This window comes from Alicyclobacillus fructus (genome assembly GCF_017329605.1).
In the GTDB taxonomy this organism is placed as follows: domain Bacteria; phylum Bacillota; class Bacilli; order Alicyclobacillales; family Alicyclobacillaceae; genus Alicyclobacillus; species Alicyclobacillus fructus.
In genome coordinates this window covers 1-17,051 of sequence record NZ_JAFMTY010000033.1, presented here as the reverse complement: position 1 = coordinate 17,051, position 17,051 = coordinate 1, and the positions used below count along the sequence as shown (strand labels likewise).

Sequence of the window (17,051 nt, the reverse complement as noted above, 5' to 3'; positions counted from 1 at the left end):
GTCCCATGCCAGGCCTGCACAAACGCGCGGCTCGCCTGAAGCTTCTCCGCCTGCACTTCTTTATCCGCGGCGGCAAGTCCGATGGACAAAAGCGCCCGCGCATGTCGGCAGTGTCGCCCTCCTCAATCGGCGCCCACCCTGCGCCGCGCACGTCCACGCCGAGATCGCAGAGCGCGCGAAGCGCGTTCGGCCACAGCGTCAGCGCCACCCCGCCTGCGAGCGGTTGTGCGGCGCGATCGAGCAACTCGTACGCGATGCCCGCGCGGGCGCAGGCCAGAGCGGCGGCGAGCCCCGCAACCCCCGCGCCCACGATGCCGAGCTTCACGTCAACACGTCCTCCCGCAGCTGCTGATACCGGTTGAACAGCGTCGGGTACGTCAGGAACCCAATCACGATGCTCGTCACGGCCGATCCCGCCAGGATGCAGAACAAAATCATCAGCTGGTACCGCACCGCCTGCACGGGGTCCTGGCCCGCGATGATCTGGCCGGTCATCATGCCGGGCAGTTGCACGAGTCCGGTTGTCTTCGTGGAGTCGATGGTCGGGATCATGCCGGCGCGGATGGCCTGCACAAGCCGCGGGTACATCGCCTGCCGGGGCGATCCGCCGAGCGCCAGAACCGCCACGATCTCGCTCCGGCCGCTCTCCACCTCCCGACGCAGCCGGTTCATCAAGAGGCCCGCCGCCACCATGGAGTTGCCGACGATCATGCCGGACGTCGTGATCACGTAGCGCGCCTGGAACGGGATGACGCCGAACCCCACAAGCACGGCCTGGGTGAGAACCTCCGTGACGACGAGTCCGAGGGCAATTCGCCAGAACGCGCCCGGGATGCCCTTGGCCCGCCCCCGCGCGTTCCAGGCGGCGACGGCGATGATGAGCGCCACCATGAGGAGGATGAAGATCAGCCGCTGGGACGCAAACACCCACTTGAGAATGTAGCCAATCACGATGAGCTGCACCGCGGCGCGCACCGCGGCCACCACGATGTCGCGCTCCACGCCAAGCCGAAGCCACAGCGAGAGCGCGATGGACAGCGCCACGAAGAGCACGGTGAACGAGAGCGACACGTAACTCATGACCTCGGATCTCCACCCTCCGCCAGGAACGACTTCAGCGCCTCACTCCGCGGTTCGGTGAAGAGCTCATCCGGCGATCCGCGCTCCACGAGCCTTCCTCCCGCGACGAACCAGACCTCGTCCGCCACGCGGCGCGCCTGGTCGAGATCGTGCGTGACCCAAAGCATCGTCTGGTGCAAGGTCTGCTTCAGGCGAAGGAGCGTCGATTCCACCTCGCGCTTCGCGTGCACGTCGAGCGCCGCGGTCACCTCATCGAGAAGCAAGATGTCCGGCTCCATGGCGAGCGTGCGCGCGAGTGCGACGCGGCTCTTCTGGCCGCCGGACAGATCCTCGGCCGGGTGATCGGCGAGATCAGGCGGCAGATCCACCATGCGGAGAAGGTCTCCGACATCCCGGGGAGGCCGGTGATGGAGTTCGAGCCCCAGAAGCACGTTCTCCCGCACCGTACCGGGGAAGATGACGGGCGACTGAAACACCATCCCTACCCGCTGCCGCAGCTCTCGCACGGGCCACTCGCGCACCTCCCGCCCCATCACGACGATCTCGCCCTCCGTCGGCGTTCGAAGCAGGTTGATGAGCGAGATGAGGGTGCTCTTCCCCGCGCCGGACGGACCGATGATGGCGACGGTTTTTCCGACGTCCACCTCGGCCGACACCCCGCGAAGCAGCCACAAGCCGCCTGTTTCAAAGCCGACGTTCTTCAGTTCGACTGCGTGCGATGCCACCGGTTTCGCCTCCGCTCCGCGCATGGTGTATACTGAGGTCCGGGCATCCGTATTGTGCCCCAATGGTTGGTGTATCGAATTGGACGGAGGTGCTCCCATGACTGTCACCGCCAAGCGCATCGTGCTCGCGAAGCGGCCGCAAGGCATGCCCACCCTCGACTGTTTTCGCTTTGAAACGGTCGATCTCCCGCCGCTTGAAGAGGGCCAGGTGCTTGTCAAAACGTTGTATCTGTCGGTGGATCCGTATATGCGCGGGCGCATGAACGACGTGAAGTCGTACGTGCCCCCATATCGCTTGAACGAACCCATCACCGGCGGTGCCGTGTGCGAGATCGTCGAATCCAAGGCTGAACAGCTCCGGCCAGGCGACATCGTGCTCACCCAGACGGGATGGCAGACGCACGCCGTCGTGCCGGGCACCAAGGTTCAGAAGCTCGATCCGGCGCCCAAACCGTTGACGCTTGCGCTCGGGCTGCTGGGCATGACCGGCTTGACCGCCTACTTTGGCCTCATCGACGTGTGCGATCCGAAGCCGGGCGAGACGGTGGTGGTCTCGGGAGCCGCCGGCGCCGTGGGCATGGTGGTGGGCCAGATCGCGAAGATCCTCGGCTGCCGGGCCGTCGGCATCGCCGGGTCGGACGACAAGGTGCGCTTCCTGACGGAGGAGCTCGGTTTTGACGCCGCGGTCAACTACAAATCCCCCACATTCGCGCAGGACCTGAAACAGGCTTGTCCAAACGGTATCGACGTGTATTTTGACAACGTGGGCGGTACGGTCTCCGACGAGGTGCTGAAGCGCATCAACGACTTCGCGCGCATCTCGCTTTGCGGGCAGATCGCGCTGTACAATCTCGACAAACCGGACGTAGGTCCGCGCCCGGGTCCCCTGCTCCTCACGCGAAAGGCAAAGATGCAAGGGTTTATTGTCGGCGACTATGCCCCTCGCTTCCCAGAAGGACTTCAAAAGCTTCAGACCTGGTTCAACGAAGGCCGGCTGAAGTCGCGTGAAACGGTGATCGAGGGCTTCGACCGGACCATTGACGCGTTCCTCGGCCTGTTCACAGGCGTGAACACGGGGAAACTCGTCGTCAAGGTCTCGTGAGATCGGCAAAAAGGGCAAGCCTCGCGGCTTGCCCTTTTTCATGCGCGCCAGAGGTGGTCATGAAAAAACTGCCGGTACATCCAGGCCGTCAGAACGCCGGATAAGAGCGCGTGCAGGACAAGCGCGATGTCGTGCCCCATCGCGCTGTGCGGGTTGTAGAGATAGCGAAACGCCACGATGCCGACCAGCTCGAAATTGAACGCGAACAAGACCGCCGCGGTCAAGATGGTCAACAGGCTTCTCGCCAACGTCGTGAGTGCGCGCAACACACTTGGCCCCCGCATTCCGCACAAACTTGGTATTCCCGATTATACCATGGAACAGAAGTGATCAACATCAAAACAAATCCCCTCGGCTTGTGCCTCGCGCCACCGCGTCACGCGGACAAGCGATGCTCCGTCTGTTCTGGTGACGCCCGAAGGCAGGCGCCTCCGGCCCGCCACGGAATGCGTCAAGCAAGAGGGACGCGGCATGTTGGCGCGCCAGCCGCATACACCTGATCATCGTGAGCCGGTTGCAGGTTTCGACAGCTTGTGACGGGAATCTTCGGTAAACTATATGGAAGAAGATTCTGTGGACGACAGCGGGGTCCGGTTCCAGGTGTTCCCCGGAAGATGGAGAGATGGCTATGCGCACTCGGTGGACTCGTTGGATGGCTTTGATTTTGGCGCTGTGCGTGTGGATCGGCCCTTTGCCGTTTTCCTGGGGCGCGACGAGCGATGACACCGTTCTCCCATCGCCCCAGGTTCCGCCGTCGACGTGGACGTCCCTGCAACAGGATTGGAAGAGTCTTCAGAAGCTCGCGCAACAGGGACCCCCTCCTGCATCGGACGGAAGCCAGAGCAACAAATCGGCTCAGGCCCGGGCGAAGTCGTCTCCCAAGGCCCAGGGCGTGGTCATCGGCGTCGGGGACACGGGCGCCAAGGCTCTCTGGCTGAACGAAGCGCTGTCGGTCCTCGGCTACCTCCCGGCGGCGTTCACCCCGTCCCGCCCCGAATCCACACAGGCGGTACGGCTCGCGCTTGCCGCAAGCGCTCGCGCGCAAACCTACCAACCCTTGCAGGGTTCCTGGAAGCTGCGCGATGACCAGCCGCGCACCTGGACGTCGCTGTGGTCACCGTCCGCCGACACGCCCATCACGGAGGGCGCCGTGATGTCGTTTGAGGCGCAGCACCATCTCGCCGTGGACGGGATCGCCGGGCCCGACGTGCTCCGCGCATTGGCGCAGGCGCTCGCGACGGGCCAGATGGCGCCGGTTCAGCCGTACAGCTACATCCTCGTCACCACGTCTTTGCCCGAGACCCTGGAGCTGTGGGTCGATGGAAAGCTGGTGTTCAAATCGCTCTGCAACACGGGCATCGCCGAGGCGCCGACGCCGTACGGCACCTACGGCGTCTACGCGCAATACGCATCGCAGGAGATGAAGGGCAAGGATCCAGACGGAACTCCGTACGACGATCCCGGCGTTCCCGACGTGAGTTACTTCTACAAAGGATGTGCGGTGCACGGTTTTCTGCGCCAGAAGTATGGCTTCCCCCAGAGCCTCGGGTGCGTCGAACTGCCGCTTTCGGCTGCGGCCAAGGTGTTCAGCTTCACGCACATCGGCACGCTCGTCACCATCACGTCGGTTCCGCTTCCCTCGTGAGTGTGTCGTTTGTTCGAACATCGAAGGGCGGACGAGATCGGCCGGGGTGAGACGAGGTAAACTTGAATCGAAGAGAAAGGGGATGCAATGCCTTCAGGAGGCGAGGCGCGTATGAAGTTTGTGTACTGGCTGATCTCCGCCGCCATCGTGCTTGGCGGATGCTATTACCTGTACGTTTACATTCGCAGGCAGGACTCCGTGGAGAGCAGATACTACAAACTGCTGAAGGAGTTGCCGAAACACCCGGACGACGAGGCGCTGCGGCAGCAGATTTACGCCATCGGCCGGAAGTTTTACCGGAACCGGATGTCGGGCATCGACGATGCCATCCGGATCGACATCGAGCAGGCGCTTGCGGGCGAGCTGAAGACGCCCGAGGACTACCAGCTGCAATGATGGGCGCTGGATGCCGCACGCCCTTTGCGGCCGCGGCGCGGGCAAACGCCCGCGGCCCTAGGCGTTCGTCCCGTCAGGAAGACGACGGGACCGGAGACGTCGCCCGCTCGTGCGGGGCGATGGTGCGAATGGCGTGGTACAGCAGGCGATTGACCGGTGTGGCCACGCCGAGCTTTTCGCCGAGGTGAATCACCATGCCCGCAAACTGATCGACCTCGGTCGACCGGTTCGCCTCGACGTCCTGAAGCATGGACGTCTTGCCGTTTGGCGACATGGCGTGCAAAATGTCGTCAAAGCGGCGCACGTCCTCCTCAGCAAGCGAGATGCCCAACCTCTGCGCGATGGCCACCACTTCCCGCATCGCCATGCGCATCACTTCCCGCGCATCCTCCGACTGCTGAAACACCCCGTAGGGCGCTCGCAACACCGCCGACGCCTGATTGATGCCCACGTTGATCATGAACTTCCACCAGACGGCGCGCAGAATGTCGTCAGGCACCTCGTAGGGAATCCCGGCGCGATCCAGGATGTCCTGGACGGTGCGCACCGCGTCCGCGTAGCGCCCCGTGGCGTCCCCAAAGACGATGCGGCCCAACGTCGAATAGGTGACCTCGCGCCCCTCGCGCACGGCGTCGATCGCGATGCTGATGGCGTGCAGGACGGGGTGCTCCGGAAACGCCGCCTGAAGGTCATCTTCGCTCGCGATCCCGTTCAAGAGCGACATGAAGATGGTGTGCGGACCGATGTGGCCTTTCACCATGTCGATGGCGTCGGCGAGATCGTCGTACTTCACGCAAAAGAGCACCAGATCCGCAGGCTCCACGGCGCCTGCGGGGACGAACAGCGGAAAGTCGATCCGCCTGCCATTCACGCGAACCCCCGTCCGCTCGTAACGGCGCCTGCGCTCCTCATCCACAAGCACCCGCAACGCTACGCCCGGCGCCTCCAGCAACCGCTCTCCGTAGCTCGCGCCGATGGCGCCAAGCCCCACCAGCGTGACGCGGCGCACGCACGCCATTTCCCATTCCCCCTCGCACGTCAAGGCTCTAGCTCCATCTTGAACGAATCCCATGAGCGCGTAAAGACCGCCGCTCCTGCGTGTGATACACTCTTTCTGCAGAACGGTTTCAGGCGAGAAAGGAAGACCACTCATGAAGCCATTTGTCCGTGTCACCCGCGGCCCGGTGGACGAAAGCTGGCACTCGGGCGCAATCGCCGTCGCGAATGCGGAGGGCGATATCATTGCCCATCACGGCGATCTCGACTTCTTCACGTTCGCCCGCAGTTCCTGCAAGCCCATTCAGGCGATCCCCGTGGTCGAATCGGGCGCCTTGGAGGCCTTTTCCCTCGATGACAGCCACCTCGCCCTCATGTGCGCATCCCACAGCAGCGAGCGGATGCACATCGAGAAGGCGAGCGAGATTCTGAAGAGCCTCGGGCTTGGGCCTGAACACCTCGTGTGCGGCGTGCACGTGCCGCACAGCAGGGAGGCCTACGAGGAGATGATGCGGCGGGGAGAAGCGCTTTCCCCAATTCACAACAACTGCTCGGGCAAGCACGCCGGCATGCTCGCGTATTGCCGGGCCACGGGGACCGATCCTTCGTCGTACGCGGAGGCCCACCACCCGCTGCAACAGGCCATCGTGGAGACGCTCAGCGAACTCTCGGGTGTTCCCAAGGACGAGATTCGCATGGGCGTGGACGGATGCGGTGTCCCCGTGCATGCGCTGCCACTTCGGGCCTGGGCCCGCGCATTCGCGTCGTTCGTCGGCGCAGAAGGCGCGCACACCCCTGCCATGCGGCGCATACTCGCCGCCATGGGGCGCCATCCCGAGCTGGTGGGGGGAAGCCGGGACCGATTCGACACGGACCTGATGCGCGCGACGCAGGGTCGCATCGTGGCGAAGGGCGGCGCGGAGGGATTTATGGCCGTGATCGACACCGGCCTGCGCCTCGCCATGGTCATCAAGGTGCTGGACGGCAACGCGCGCGCCATTCCGCCGGTTGCGCTGAAGGCCCTGACGGAACTCGGCGCGGTGACGGCCGCAGAGCGAGAGGCGCTTCAGTCGTACATCGAACCGGCCATCCTCAACACGCAGGGACGCGAGGTGGGGCGCATCATCGCCGACTTCAGCCTGAACCTCCCTTGACCTCTGCGGTGGTGCCCGAAGCGGCTGCGAAGCAGGATCCTGGGGAGACTTGTCGAACTTGGACACTGGTGATGGCCATGGCGCTTCCGGAAGAATCTCGCGAGATCCGCAATGGAGCACAGCGGGCGGTGCAGATTCATCGACTGTTTATCGCCATCTTCCTGGCAGGGAATGTGCTGTTTCTGCCCGGCGAATGGTGGCTTCACCGCGCCCATCTGCTTCTGTTTGCGCTGCGCGCGTGGGTTTTTGCGCCGCTGGCGCTTTGCTCCATCGAGGCGGCCGCCGAATGGATGGTAAAACGGTACCTGTCGTTGCGCGAAAACGCGCTGATTGTGACAGGCACATTGCTCGCCCTCGTCGCCATCGGCGCGTATCCGGATGTCGATCTGATGCGGGTGTCGCTCCTGTTGCCCATTGTGACGGCCATCTTGCACGTTCGGGTTGAAAAAGTCTGGTTGGCGGGCGCCGCGGCCTTCGCCGCCCTGCTGGCGCTCGCCTCGGCGCAAATGTCGGACGGAAAAAGCGGCGCCATCCTGCAGGCCCTGGGCCAGTCGGCGCTTTGGGCGCTGGTTCTTTTGTGGGCCACCGCCGCATGCCACATCGTCCTGCGGTTTGGACTTCGGATATGGAACGAGTTGCGCGTCCAGACGCGGGCCCAGACCGAGCTTTGGGTTCGGCAAATCTTATCGGAGAAGGAAGCGAAGACCGACGCGCTGACCGGACTGTACAATCGCAAGTCATTCGACGAGTACCTGGATTTCGCGCTGCAAATCAGCGACGGCACCAACACCCCTTTGCACCTTGCCGTGATCGACATCGACAACTTCAAGCAGATCAACGATCAGTACGGCCATCTGATTGGCGACGAGATTCTGCGCCGCACGGCGCAGGCCATTCAGCAGCACTTGGCTGCGGGTGACTTTCTGGCGCGATACGGCGGAGAAGAGTTTGCGGTCGTCATCCCCGAGGTCTCGCACGAGCAGGCCGTTCAGAATATGGAGAAGATCCGGGAGTATATCGCCAACGTGCATCACGTGGAGCTCGACGGGCATCGCGCCACGGTGAGCATCGGCCTGTCGACGCACCGCCCTGGCGAAACGCGGGACGAACTGTTCGAGCGAGCGGACCAGTGCCTGTACCGGGCCAAACAGACGGGCAAGAACAAAATCGTGGCTTGGGAATCGGCGGTGCCGGGGTGAAAACGGCAAGTCGTCCGCGCCTGTGGGGACGCCCCCGACCCGTATCGCGCCTTGTGACCTTGGCTCGTCCCCTCGGCCCTGCGATCCCGAAGCGATGCGCGAGTTCGCAACCCGCGGTCTTTCACGATTCAGACTGTCTTTCCGCTGGCTGGCCCCTCCCCTGCACTGCTAAAATGTAAGTGCAAGTGTCCCACATCAGAGGAGGCGACCCGTATGCCGCTCGATCCCGTCATTCAGCAGGTGCTTGACCAGTTGAACCGGATGCCCGCCCCTGATTACCGAAACCTCTCGGCGGAGCAGTTCCGCTCACAGCAGGCCATGTTCCCGCCCGTGAAAAAGGAACCCGTGGCCGAAGTGCGCGACTTCGAGATGGATCTCCCCGGCCGCACGCTGAACGTCCGCATGTACCGCCCGGAAGGCATCGAACCGCCCTACCCCGCGCTCGTGTACTACCATGGCGGCGGTTGGGTCGTCGGCGATCTGGAGACGCACGATCCCGTCTGCCGCGTGCTCGCGAAGGACGGCCGAGTGGTCGTGTTCTCCGTGGACTATCGCCTGGCGCCTGAGCACAAATTCCCCGCCGCCGTCGAAGACGCCTACGATTCGCTCAAGTGGATCGCGGAGCGGGCGTCCGAGTTTCAGCTCGATCCGTCCCGCATCGCCGTTGGCGGCGACAGCGCGGGAGGCAACCTGGCCGCCGTGACAAGCATCCTGGCGAAAGAACGCGGCGGACCGACCATCGCGTTTCAGCTCCTGATCTACCCTTCCACGGGCTACGATCCCGCTCATCCTCCGGCATCCATCGAAGAAAATGCGGAAAGCTATCTCCTGACCGGCGGCATGATGCTCTGGTTCCGCGACCAATACCTGAACAGCCTGGACGAACTCACGCATCCGTGGTTCTCTCCCGTCCTCTATCCGGACCTCGGCGGGCTGCCGCCGGCCTACATCGCGACGGCGCAGTACGATCCGCTCCGCGACGTGGGCTAGATGTACGCCGAAGCGCTGCAAAAGGCAGGTGTCCGTGTCGAGATCGAAAACTTCGAAGACTTGATTCACGGCTTCGCCCAGCTTTACAGCCTCTCGCCCGGCGCAACCAAGGCGCTCGTGCGCATCGCCGACAAGCTGCGCGCGGCCTTAGGTTGACAGAGGCGACAACCGAGAGGAGGCTTCCTCGTGGCATGGATGAAGTTCCCGGGTGCGCATCGCGCGCCCCTCATGTTCTATGAACACGCCCGCATCTTCCCGTCGCGAACGACGCCCTACATCGATCCGTTCCTTCTGCTCGATCACTTTTCCATCCAGCACCCGGACGGGTTTCCCGATCACCCGCACCGCGGCTTTGAGATCATCACCTACGTGCTTCAGGGCGCCGTGGCGCACGCGGACAGCGCGGGCCATCAAAGCGTCATCCCCGAAGGCGGGGCGCAACACGTCACGGCGGGACGCGGGATTGTGCACTCCGAGATGCCGGGGACGGACGGGATCGACAGCGGCCTGCAGCTGTGGATCAACATGCCGAGGCGCGACAAGGGGATGGAGCCCGGCTACGAGGACATTCCGCCGGAAGCCCTGCCCGCGGACGAGCCCGCGCCTGGCGTGCGGCGAAAGTGGATTGTGGGAGGCGGATCGCCCCTCAAGACGCATCGACCGATGACGTACCAGGACGTGGAGATTTCTCCTGGCGCTTCGTACACCCTCGAGGCGCCGGAGCATCACCAGGGCTTTGTCTTCGTGCTGGGCGGCGCGGGCCACCTCGGCGACGAGGAGATCCCCATGCAAAAGGGCGATCTCTTCATCTGGCACCGCGCGGACGGCGAGGCTTTCCCGCCGACGCCCCTCCGGGCCGACGAAACGCTTCGGGCCGTCGTGGTGTTCGGCGAGCCCGTCGGCGAACGCCCGGTCTTCAACGGCCCGTTCGTCGACTGACTCAGCCTTGCCCCATCCAGAACCGCTCCAGCATCTCCAGGTACGCGCGCGATCTCGGCACGAAGTCCGACCAGCGCGCGGCGCGCGCGTCCCTGACCATCCCGCCGGGCAGCACGCGGTAGCCGGAGATCTCAGCCTCCGGCCGGCGGCCCAAGGCGAGATCGAGAAAATCGCGGACGGAAAGCTCATAGACGCCGGCGATCTCGTCGGCCGCGGGCCGCAGGTCCTCGAGGGACAGGCCGGGGACGAGCGCGACGTACAGGTGATTGAATTCGCGGTCCCAGATGTCGCCGAGCCGCGCCTCGTGTGCCACCACGCCGAGCTTGTGCAGATGTTCGGCGGAAAGCCGCAGGCCGAGCTCCTCCTCCACCTCGCGCACGCCCTCTTCCGGCGACTCGCCGGCCTCGAGGTGGCCGGCGGCGCTGACGTCAAAGCGCAGTGGATTCGTGTCCTTTTCCGCGCCGCGCAACTGAATCACGAGGCGCGCGTCAGGCGCTCTGCCCGTGGCCACCCATGCGTGAAACGTCTGGTGCCACAGGCCGCGCTCGTGTACGATGGATCGGGGAGCTGTGCCGCAGGGAATCATTTCGGGAGTAAAAACATCCAGCCACTCTTCGCGACGTCCATCCTTGCCCATTCGCCCCACCTCAGCTTCACCGTATCACAACCTCGCCCGTGTCAGCCAAACGAAGGAGGACTTGCCGTGCCCGCATACGTGTGGCTCGCGTGCGGACTGTATCTGATGAACGGAATGTCGACCGTCGCGCTGGGCAGCGTCATGCCGCTCGCCGTCCAGCACCTTCACCTCACCTACGTATTTGGGAGCGATCTCGTCTTTCTCCAGTTCGTCGGCTATTGGATCGGCGTCCCGCTGTCGTCGCTCGCCGTGCGACGCCTGGGCTACCGCGGCGCCATCGTCCTGTCAAGCCTGCTGACGGCCGCAGCCAGCGCCGGGCTTACGGCTTGGCTCCAACCCGCGGTGTATCTCGCGTGCTCGCTGGCCAACGGCGTCGGGATGGCGTTGATGCAGGCCACCGTCTCCACGTCGCTCGTCGAGTGGTTCCCGTCGCGGCGGGCGGTCATCATGAGCCGGACGGAGGCCGCGTTTGGCCTCGGCTGCGTGCTCGGCCCTCTTTGCGCCAGCGCATGCATCGCGGCGGGCGCGTGGCGCGCGAATTTTGTCTGGGCGGCCGCAGCCGCTGCGGCGCTGGCCGTTCTCTCCATCTTCACGCCCATGGAAGCGCGCGACGCCCACGAAGGACCGCGCGATGCGCACACGGACGCCATCCATCTCGAGCGCCGGCGCGATCGCGCCCTCGTCTTGACGCTGTTCATGCTCTGCATTGTCGTCTACGTGGGCGTGGAGTCCTGCGTGAACAACTTCCTCCCCGCCGTGTTCATGGCGCACTTCGGCGTGCCCGCCACCGCGGCGTCCGTCACGGTGAGCACGTTTTGGTCAGCGATGGTCGTGGGACGCATGGCGACGGGATGGATCGCGCGGAAGCTGCCCTACCGGCCGTATCTGGTCCTGGCGACGCTCGGCACCTTGATCACGACAGCGGCCATGCTGATGACCGAAAGCGCCGCCTTGGGCTACATCGAGTGCGTGTTTCTGGGGTTGTTCATGTCGGGCATCTACGTGGTGACGCTGGTGTTTGCGAATCACGCGTTTCCCGATCTCACGGGACTGGTCACGCGGCTGGTCACGTTTTTCGCGGGGCTCGGCGGCGCGACGCTTCCGTACGCGTTCGGATGGACGCTGGCGAGGACGGGAGGACGCTCGGCGGATGTGGCGCTCGCGGCGTTCGCCGCGCTGCTCTTCGCGGTGGTGGCCTGGACGGGCGCGGTGACCAAGCGCAAGTCGGGATCGCGCGTGAGAGACGTGCACCTGGCGGGATGAAGGATGCGAATGCGGCAAGGCCGCCGCATGTGATGAGAAAGGGTGTTTTGCCGCATACCCAGGTACTCGCTGAGCGCTCCCGCGGTCTTTTCTCCATCCGCCAACGCGCGCAGGATGCGCGCGATCCCGGCCGTGCGAGTTGGGCCGAGATCGCGCGACGGGTCACCATTTGGCGACGGCGTACATGAGCAGGATGTTGACGGCCAGGATGATCACGGCCGTGGGCCATTGCGCCCGGATGACCGCGTACTGGCTGCGCAAGCCGAGGAGCGCCGCGGGGACGATGTTGAAGTTGGCGGCCATGGGCGTGAGCAGCGTCCCGCAGTAACCGGCGAACATGCCGATGGCCGCGACGCGATCGGCATCGACGCCAAAATGGCCGATGATGAGCGGGATGGCGATCCCGGCCGTCATGACGGGAAAAGCGGCGAACGCGTTGCCCATGACCATGGTGAACACGGCCATGCCGACGCAGTACGCAAAAACCGCCCAGAAGAGCGAGTGATGCGGAATGATGGAGTTGGCGACGCGCGCGACCACGGTGCCGACGCCGGCGGACGCGAAGATGGTGCCGAGCACAGCCAGCATCTGCGGAAGCACGGCGGCCCAGCCGATGGCCTCGATGAGGCGACGAGCCTCTCGCAGCGAAGCGACGGGCGTGCTCCTCGTCAGGGACCAAGCCGCGACGAGGGCAATGACGGCCGCAATCCCGAGGGCGACCAGCGTCACGTTCGCCGGATCGAGAAGCGGAACCGAATGGACATGAATGCGGCCCAGGCCCTCCACGCCCGCCACGGTGAGCAGGGGGATCAGCACGGCCGGAATGAACAGCCGGTTGCCGAGCCGCGACCGGCTGGCTTCCCGATCGGCCGCGCTCGCCTCGCCGTAGCTTCCCGTGCGCACGCCGCCAAACCCAGCGAGGAGGACAATCGCAAGAACCATGAGACCGAGTACAAAGGGCGGCAAGACGTCGGCAAGGATGAACGCGAGGCCGTACAGCGCGTAAAAGAGTCCTGTGGTGATTCGACGCGGATTGGCGCGATCGCGAAACGTGTACAGGCTCGAGAGGAACAGGATGAGTCCGACGAAGTCGTAGACATACTCGACGCGAATCACGAAGAGACCCCCTCTCCAGATGACGACGCTGCGGCCGGGCGTCCGGACAGCCAGCGGCGAAGCCTCCGGTCAAGCAGGTAGAGGCGGATGCTGTGCACGATAAACACCGCGACGGCCGTGGGCAACGCCCAAAGCCCCATGAGGATGGGCGTGGAATGGATGTGGAATTGATCGAAGACGCCTTTCATGAGCAGGACGGCGCCGACGGCGACGAAGACATCTTCGCCGAAGAAGAGGCCGACATTGTCGACCGCGGCGGCGTGCGCGCGGATGTGCTGTCGGACGGATTCCGGCAACTCTCCGTAGGCGGCCTCAGCCGCGCCTTCGGCCATCGGCGCGACCACAGGGCGCACCATCTGTGCGGGGCCGCCGATGGATGTGAGCCCCAGAGCCGCCGCGGCTTCGCGGATGAACAGGTAGGCGTTCAAAATGCGGCCTGTCGTCGCGGCGCGCACCCGGGAGACGAGGCGTTGGGCCTGTTCGCGAAGCCCGTGGCGCTCAAGGAGCCCGATGACGGGAAGCGTCGCGACGAACACCGCCATGTACCGATCCTTCGCAAACGCCGTGCCGAATTGAGACAAGATAGCCTCAACCGACTCGTGCGCCAGGAGCCCCGTGACGATCCCGGCCACCGTCACGACGAGGAGCGGGTTCACGCGAAGGGCAAACCCCACGATGACGACGAGTACACCAATCAGGACCATTGGGCGGACCTCCCACATGAGAAAGGTAAGTCTGGAGGCGTGCGACCTGCCGAGCGATCGCGCCCCAGAAGGTCAGGAAGGCGAAACATCTCGGGCTGCACGTCTTCCGGCGCCTCAACGACGCCCTTTGCCGCGCGGTTGCGGAGGGCCAGAGGGACGCGAGGCCACCTTCCCGGGATGAAGACACGAATTCGCGCAACAGATCTGAAATCCTTCTACAATTCTGTACGAGTCTCTGTGCGAGTCACCACGTCCGCGAACCGGAATCGATGGCCAAAAGCCGGGAGGTTCGCGGAAATGGAAAATTGCGCGCCAAGACTGGATTTTTTCGAGAAACAGGGGTATGATGAGGGCAGTTGAACGCCGTGCAAAACGCGGGTTTGGGAGAGGTTCGCGTTTTTGGCCCGAAAAGCCGCGCCAGACGTGGCCTCAGGAAGGAAGCGTTGTTCCGCCGAGATCGTCGGCGGCCCCATTGAAGCGCGACGTGCTGGCGCGGACCCGGGGAGGGGAGTACCGGTTGTTCCGCCGAGATCGTCGGCGGCCCCATTGAAGCGGCCCGAGTGGTATCCCTCGCTCAAGGCGTTTATCGTTGTTCCGCCGAGATCGTCGGCGGCCCCATTGAAGCGTCGGCTCAGATGACCGTTCGTGCCATCGCAAAAAGTTGTTCCGCCGAGATCGTCGGCGGCCCCATTGAAGCCAGCTTATTCGCTGACGAGCCCAGAGGCGCGCTTATAGTTGTTCCGCCGAGATCGTCGGCGGCCCCATTGAAGCGAGGGGAGCATGTACAATGAAGGCTATCATGGATGCGTATGTTGTTCCGCCGAGATCGTCGGCGGCCCCATTGAAGCATGGCTCAGGCTCCGCTCACGGCCATTCGCTCGAATTCGTTGTTCCGCCGAGATCGTCGGCGGCCCCATTGAAGCCTTTGCGAACATTGCCAACTGCTCATCGGTGAATAGTTGTTCCGCCGAGATCGTCGGCGGCCCCATTGAAGCGGATCGGTGGCGAGTCAGGCTACTGGTGCATTGACGTTGTTCCGCCGAGATCGTCGGCGGCCCCATTGAAGCCACTGCACCTCCAAGTAAGCGTCGCGTAGCGTACACCGTTGTTCCGCCGAGATCGTCGGCGGCCCCATTGAAGCCTGCGGCTGGCAGAGAGCATGGAGGCGATGCTGCGGGGCGTTGTTCCGCCGAGATCGTCGGCGGCCCCATTGAAGCTCCGGCCTGATGAGCCAGATCACGGACACGTTCCGAGTTGTTCCGCCGAGATCGTCGGCGGCCCCATTGAAGCATTTACCGGTAAGATTCATCAGGAGCGAGGAGCGCCGGTTGTTCCGCCGAGATCGTCGGCGGCCCCATTGAAGCGGCCGACGGCAACCCGAGCAGCATGTGCTCGTACTTGTTGTTCCGCCGAGATCGTCGGCGGCCCCATTGAAGCCTTCCGGCCTATCTTCACCCGGACGAGGCACTCATGAACCCGTTGTTCCGCCGAGATCGTCGGCGGCCCCATTGAAGCCTACACTGACATCGACTACCCGAAGAGCCCCCGTCGGGTTGTTCCGCCGAGATCGTCGGCGGCCCCATTGAAGCGAATTCGTCTCTGAACCTCTTCATAAACCTTTCCGGGGTTGTTCCGCCGAGATCGTCGGCGGCCCCATTGAAGCTGCCGTCGGACGGTGGAGTGACCGTCGGTGTGCTGGTTGTTCCGCCGAGATCGTCGGCGGCCCCATTGAAGCGCCAAGTGCGCGAACTCCCTTCCGAGGTCACGCACCGTTGTTCCGCCGAGATCGTCGGCGGCCCCATTGAAGCGGCAACCGCATGATCCGTATCCCGATGCCGTGGCGTTGTTCCGCCGAGATCGTCGGCGGCCCCATTGAAGCTGCCAGCCACTGCTTAACCGCCGCCGAGAAGTCCATCTGCGTTGTTCCGCCGAGATCGTCGGCGGCCCCATTGAAGCCTAATAAGATATGCGTGGGATCTGAAAATAGTACAAGTTGTTCCGCCGAGATCGTCGGCGGCCCCATTGAAGCGACGCCGTGCGTGATGCCATGAGAGCCCAAGGATCGTTGTTCCGCCGAGATCGTCGGCGGCCCCATTGAAGCATCGAGGAGGTGCAAGGCACGTGAAGTTCGAGCCGCGTTGTTCCGCCGAGATCGTCGGCGGCCCCATTGAAGCAATCAGCCGGCGCACCGTCGGCTCAGAGACGTGCAGAGTTGTTCCGCCGAGATCGTCGGCGGCCCCATTGAAGCAGTTGCGAGTCTCTTGGCGTCTGATGCGTCGCTCTCGTTGTTCCGCCGAGATCGTCGGCGGCCCCATTGAAGCCCTTTTCCTGGCAGACCAACGTATAACACCACTCCGTTGTTCCGCCGAGATCGTCGGCGGCCCCATTGAAGCCGCCTATCATTGGTTCGAATTGGTATGATTCGTCTTGTTGTTCCGCCGAGATCGTCGGCGGCCCCATTGAAGCGTCCTGGGAGGCTTTACGCTTTCCGGCAATGCTGTGTTGTTCCGCCGAGATCGTCGGCGGCCCCATTGAAGCGCCTCGTGAATGTCGAGCAGCGCGCCGAGCTTGACCGTTGTTCCGCCGAGATCGTCGGCGGCCCCATTGAAGCACCTGTTGCGTAGTCAGGTTATCTGGCTGGACACCGTTGTTCCGCCGAGATCGTCGGCGGCCCCATTGAAGCGGGATGGGGGCTGTTTTCATTTAGACTGACGCAGACGTTGTTCCGCCGAGATCGTCGGCGGCCCCATTGAAGCATACACAGATTCCTCCGGAAGCGCTCGACAAGCTCGTTGTTCCGCCGAGATCGTCGGCGGCCCCATTGAAGCGTCTCTTGCATCTCTCCTCTGCTGTCGGATTATGTTGGTTGATCCGCCGAGATCGTCGGCGGCCCCATTGAAGCGCACGTTCATCTACTCCCTTCTACTCGAACCCCACCAGTTGATCCGCCGAGATCGTCGGCGGCCCCATTGAAGCATGACCTTATTCGCTTGCATGTCCTCGTCCCCTCGTATGAAATGGTTTAGAGTCAGTTCTTCATGAACACACACGCCAAGCTCAGGGTTGAGTTGCTGGGGTATCCCCAGAGACAATGACCTTAAGCGT

Annotated in this window: 17 protein-coding genes and 1 CRISPR repeat array; of the genes, 9 read left to right on the top strand and 8 right to left on the bottom strand. The window is 63.8% G+C overall.

What is annotated here, in order from left to right:
* From J3481_RS13405 to J3481_RS13395, 3 genes are all read right to left on the bottom strand, one after another.
* On the bottom strand, window positions 1–325 hold a 325-nt coding region (locus tag J3481_RS13405; RefSeq protein WP_328702171.1), incomplete at its 3' end, for an FAD-dependent monooxygenase.
* Window positions 322–1,080 carry an ABC transporter permease gene (locus tag J3481_RS13400; RefSeq protein ID WP_206832625.1) on the bottom strand — a complete coding sequence of 253 codons (759 nt, stop codon included), beginning with the start codon at window positions 1,078–1,080 and terminating at the stop codon, window positions 322–324. The genes J3481_RS13405 and J3481_RS13400, both read right to left, overlap by 4 nt.
* Window positions 1,077–1,805, bottom strand: coding sequence for an amino acid ABC transporter ATP-binding protein (locus J3481_RS13395; protein WP_206832626.1), 729 nt, complete (start codon window positions 1,803–1,805; stop codon window positions 1,077–1,079). Before J3481_RS13395 ends, J3481_RS13400 begins: the two co-directional genes overlap by 4 nt.
* Window positions 1,806–1,902: 97 nt before the next feature.
* Here J3481_RS13395 and J3481_RS13390 point away from each other — a divergent pair, with 97 nt between their 5' ends.
* Window positions 1,903–2,907 (top strand): NADP-dependent oxidoreductase, encoded by a 1,005-nt coding sequence (locus J3481_RS13390; protein WP_206832627.1) that lies wholly within the window; start codon window positions 1,903–1,905, stop codon window positions 2,905–2,907.
* Between the two features lie 38 nt (window positions 2,908–2,945).
* Here the strand turns inward: J3481_RS13390 and J3481_RS13385 are convergent, their stop codons facing one another.
* Window positions 2,946–3,176 (bottom strand): hypothetical protein, encoded by a 231-nt coding sequence (locus tag J3481_RS13385; RefSeq protein ID WP_206832628.1) that lies wholly within the window; start codon window positions 3,174–3,176, stop codon window positions 2,946–2,948.
* 383 nt (window positions 3,177–3,559) lie between these two features.
* On the opposite strand from J3481_RS13385, the gene J3481_RS13380 reads away from it, so the two are divergent.
* Window positions 3,560–4,552, top strand: a complete 993-nt coding sequence (locus tag J3481_RS13380; RefSeq protein ID WP_236011699.1) for a L,D-transpeptidase family protein — start codon at window positions 3,560–3,562, stop codon at window positions 4,550–4,552.
* Between the two features lie 111 nt (window positions 4,553–4,663).
* Window positions 4,664–4,948 (top strand): hypothetical protein, encoded by a 285-nt coding sequence (locus tag J3481_RS13375; protein ID WP_206832630.1) that lies wholly within the window; start codon window positions 4,664–4,666, stop codon window positions 4,946–4,948.
* A gap of 73 nt (window positions 4,949–5,021) precedes the next feature.
* Here J3481_RS13375 and J3481_RS13370 read toward each other — a convergent pair whose 3' ends face one another.
* Window positions 5,022–5,966: a ketopantoate reductase family protein gene (locus tag J3481_RS13370; protein ID WP_206832631.1), complete on the bottom strand. Its 945-nt coding sequence runs from the start codon at window positions 5,964–5,966 to the stop codon at window positions 5,022–5,024.
* 133 nt (window positions 5,967–6,099) lie between these two features.
* Between J3481_RS13370 and J3481_RS13365 the strand changes: the two genes are divergently transcribed.
* From J3481_RS13365 to J3481_RS13350, 5 genes are all read left to right on the top strand, one after another.
* Window positions 6,100–7,098: an asparaginase gene (locus J3481_RS13365; RefSeq protein ID WP_206832632.1), complete on the top strand. Its 999-nt coding sequence runs from the start codon at window positions 6,100–6,102 to the stop codon at window positions 7,096–7,098.
* A gap of 71 nt (window positions 7,099–7,169) precedes the next feature.
* Entirely contained in the window at window positions 7,170–8,297 is a 1,128-nt protein-coding gene (locus J3481_RS13360; protein WP_206832633.1) for a GGDEF domain-containing protein, read from the top strand.
* Window positions 8,298–8,510: 213 nt separating this feature from the next.
* Window positions 8,511–9,287, top strand: a complete 777-nt coding sequence (locus J3481_RS13355; RefSeq protein WP_236011698.1) for an alpha/beta hydrolase — start codon at window positions 8,511–8,513, stop codon at window positions 9,285–9,287.
* A complete protein-coding gene (locus tag J3481_RS14750; RefSeq protein WP_236011697.1) occupies window positions 9,288–9,443 on the top strand; it encodes an alpha/beta hydrolase family protein in 156 nt (51 codons plus the stop codon).
* 39 nt (window positions 9,444–9,482) lie between these two features.
* Window positions 9,483–10,226, top strand: coding sequence for a pirin family protein (locus J3481_RS13350; protein WP_236011703.1), 744 nt, complete (start codon window positions 9,483–9,485; stop codon window positions 10,224–10,226).
* Window position 10,227: 1 nt separating this feature from the next.
* Here the strand turns inward: J3481_RS13350 and J3481_RS13345 are convergent, their stop codons facing one another.
* Window positions 10,228–10,863, bottom strand: coding sequence for an NUDIX hydrolase (locus J3481_RS13345; protein ID WP_206832635.1), 636 nt, complete (start codon window positions 10,861–10,863; stop codon window positions 10,228–10,230).
* A gap of 66 nt (window positions 10,864–10,929) precedes the next feature.
* On the opposite strand from J3481_RS13345, the gene J3481_RS13340 reads away from it, so the two are divergent.
* The gene (locus J3481_RS13340) at window positions 10,930–12,126 is read left to right on the top strand and encodes an MFS transporter (RefSeq protein WP_328702150.1); all 1,197 of its coding nucleotides are present in this window, start codon (window positions 10,930–10,932) and stop codon (window positions 12,124–12,126) included.
* 162 nt (window positions 12,127–12,288) lie between these two features.
* Here J3481_RS13340 and J3481_RS13330 read toward each other — a convergent pair whose 3' ends face one another.
* Window positions 12,289–13,242 (bottom strand): DUF979 domain-containing protein, encoded by a 954-nt coding sequence (locus J3481_RS13330; RefSeq protein ID WP_206832636.1) that lies wholly within the window; start codon window positions 13,240–13,242, stop codon window positions 12,289–12,291.
* Entirely contained in the window at window positions 13,239–13,946 is a 708-nt protein-coding gene (locus tag J3481_RS13325; RefSeq protein WP_206832637.1) for a DUF969 domain-containing protein, read from the bottom strand. The genes J3481_RS13330 and J3481_RS13325 overlap by 4 nt, the downstream gene beginning before the upstream one ends.
* 442 nt (window positions 13,947–14,388) lie before the next feature.
* A CRISPR array of direct repeats spans window positions 14,389–16,922; the repeat unit is 37 nt; unit sequence GTTGTTCCGCCGAGATCGTCGGCGGCCCCATTGAAGC.
* Between the last annotated feature and the right edge of the window lie 129 nt (window positions 16,923–17,051).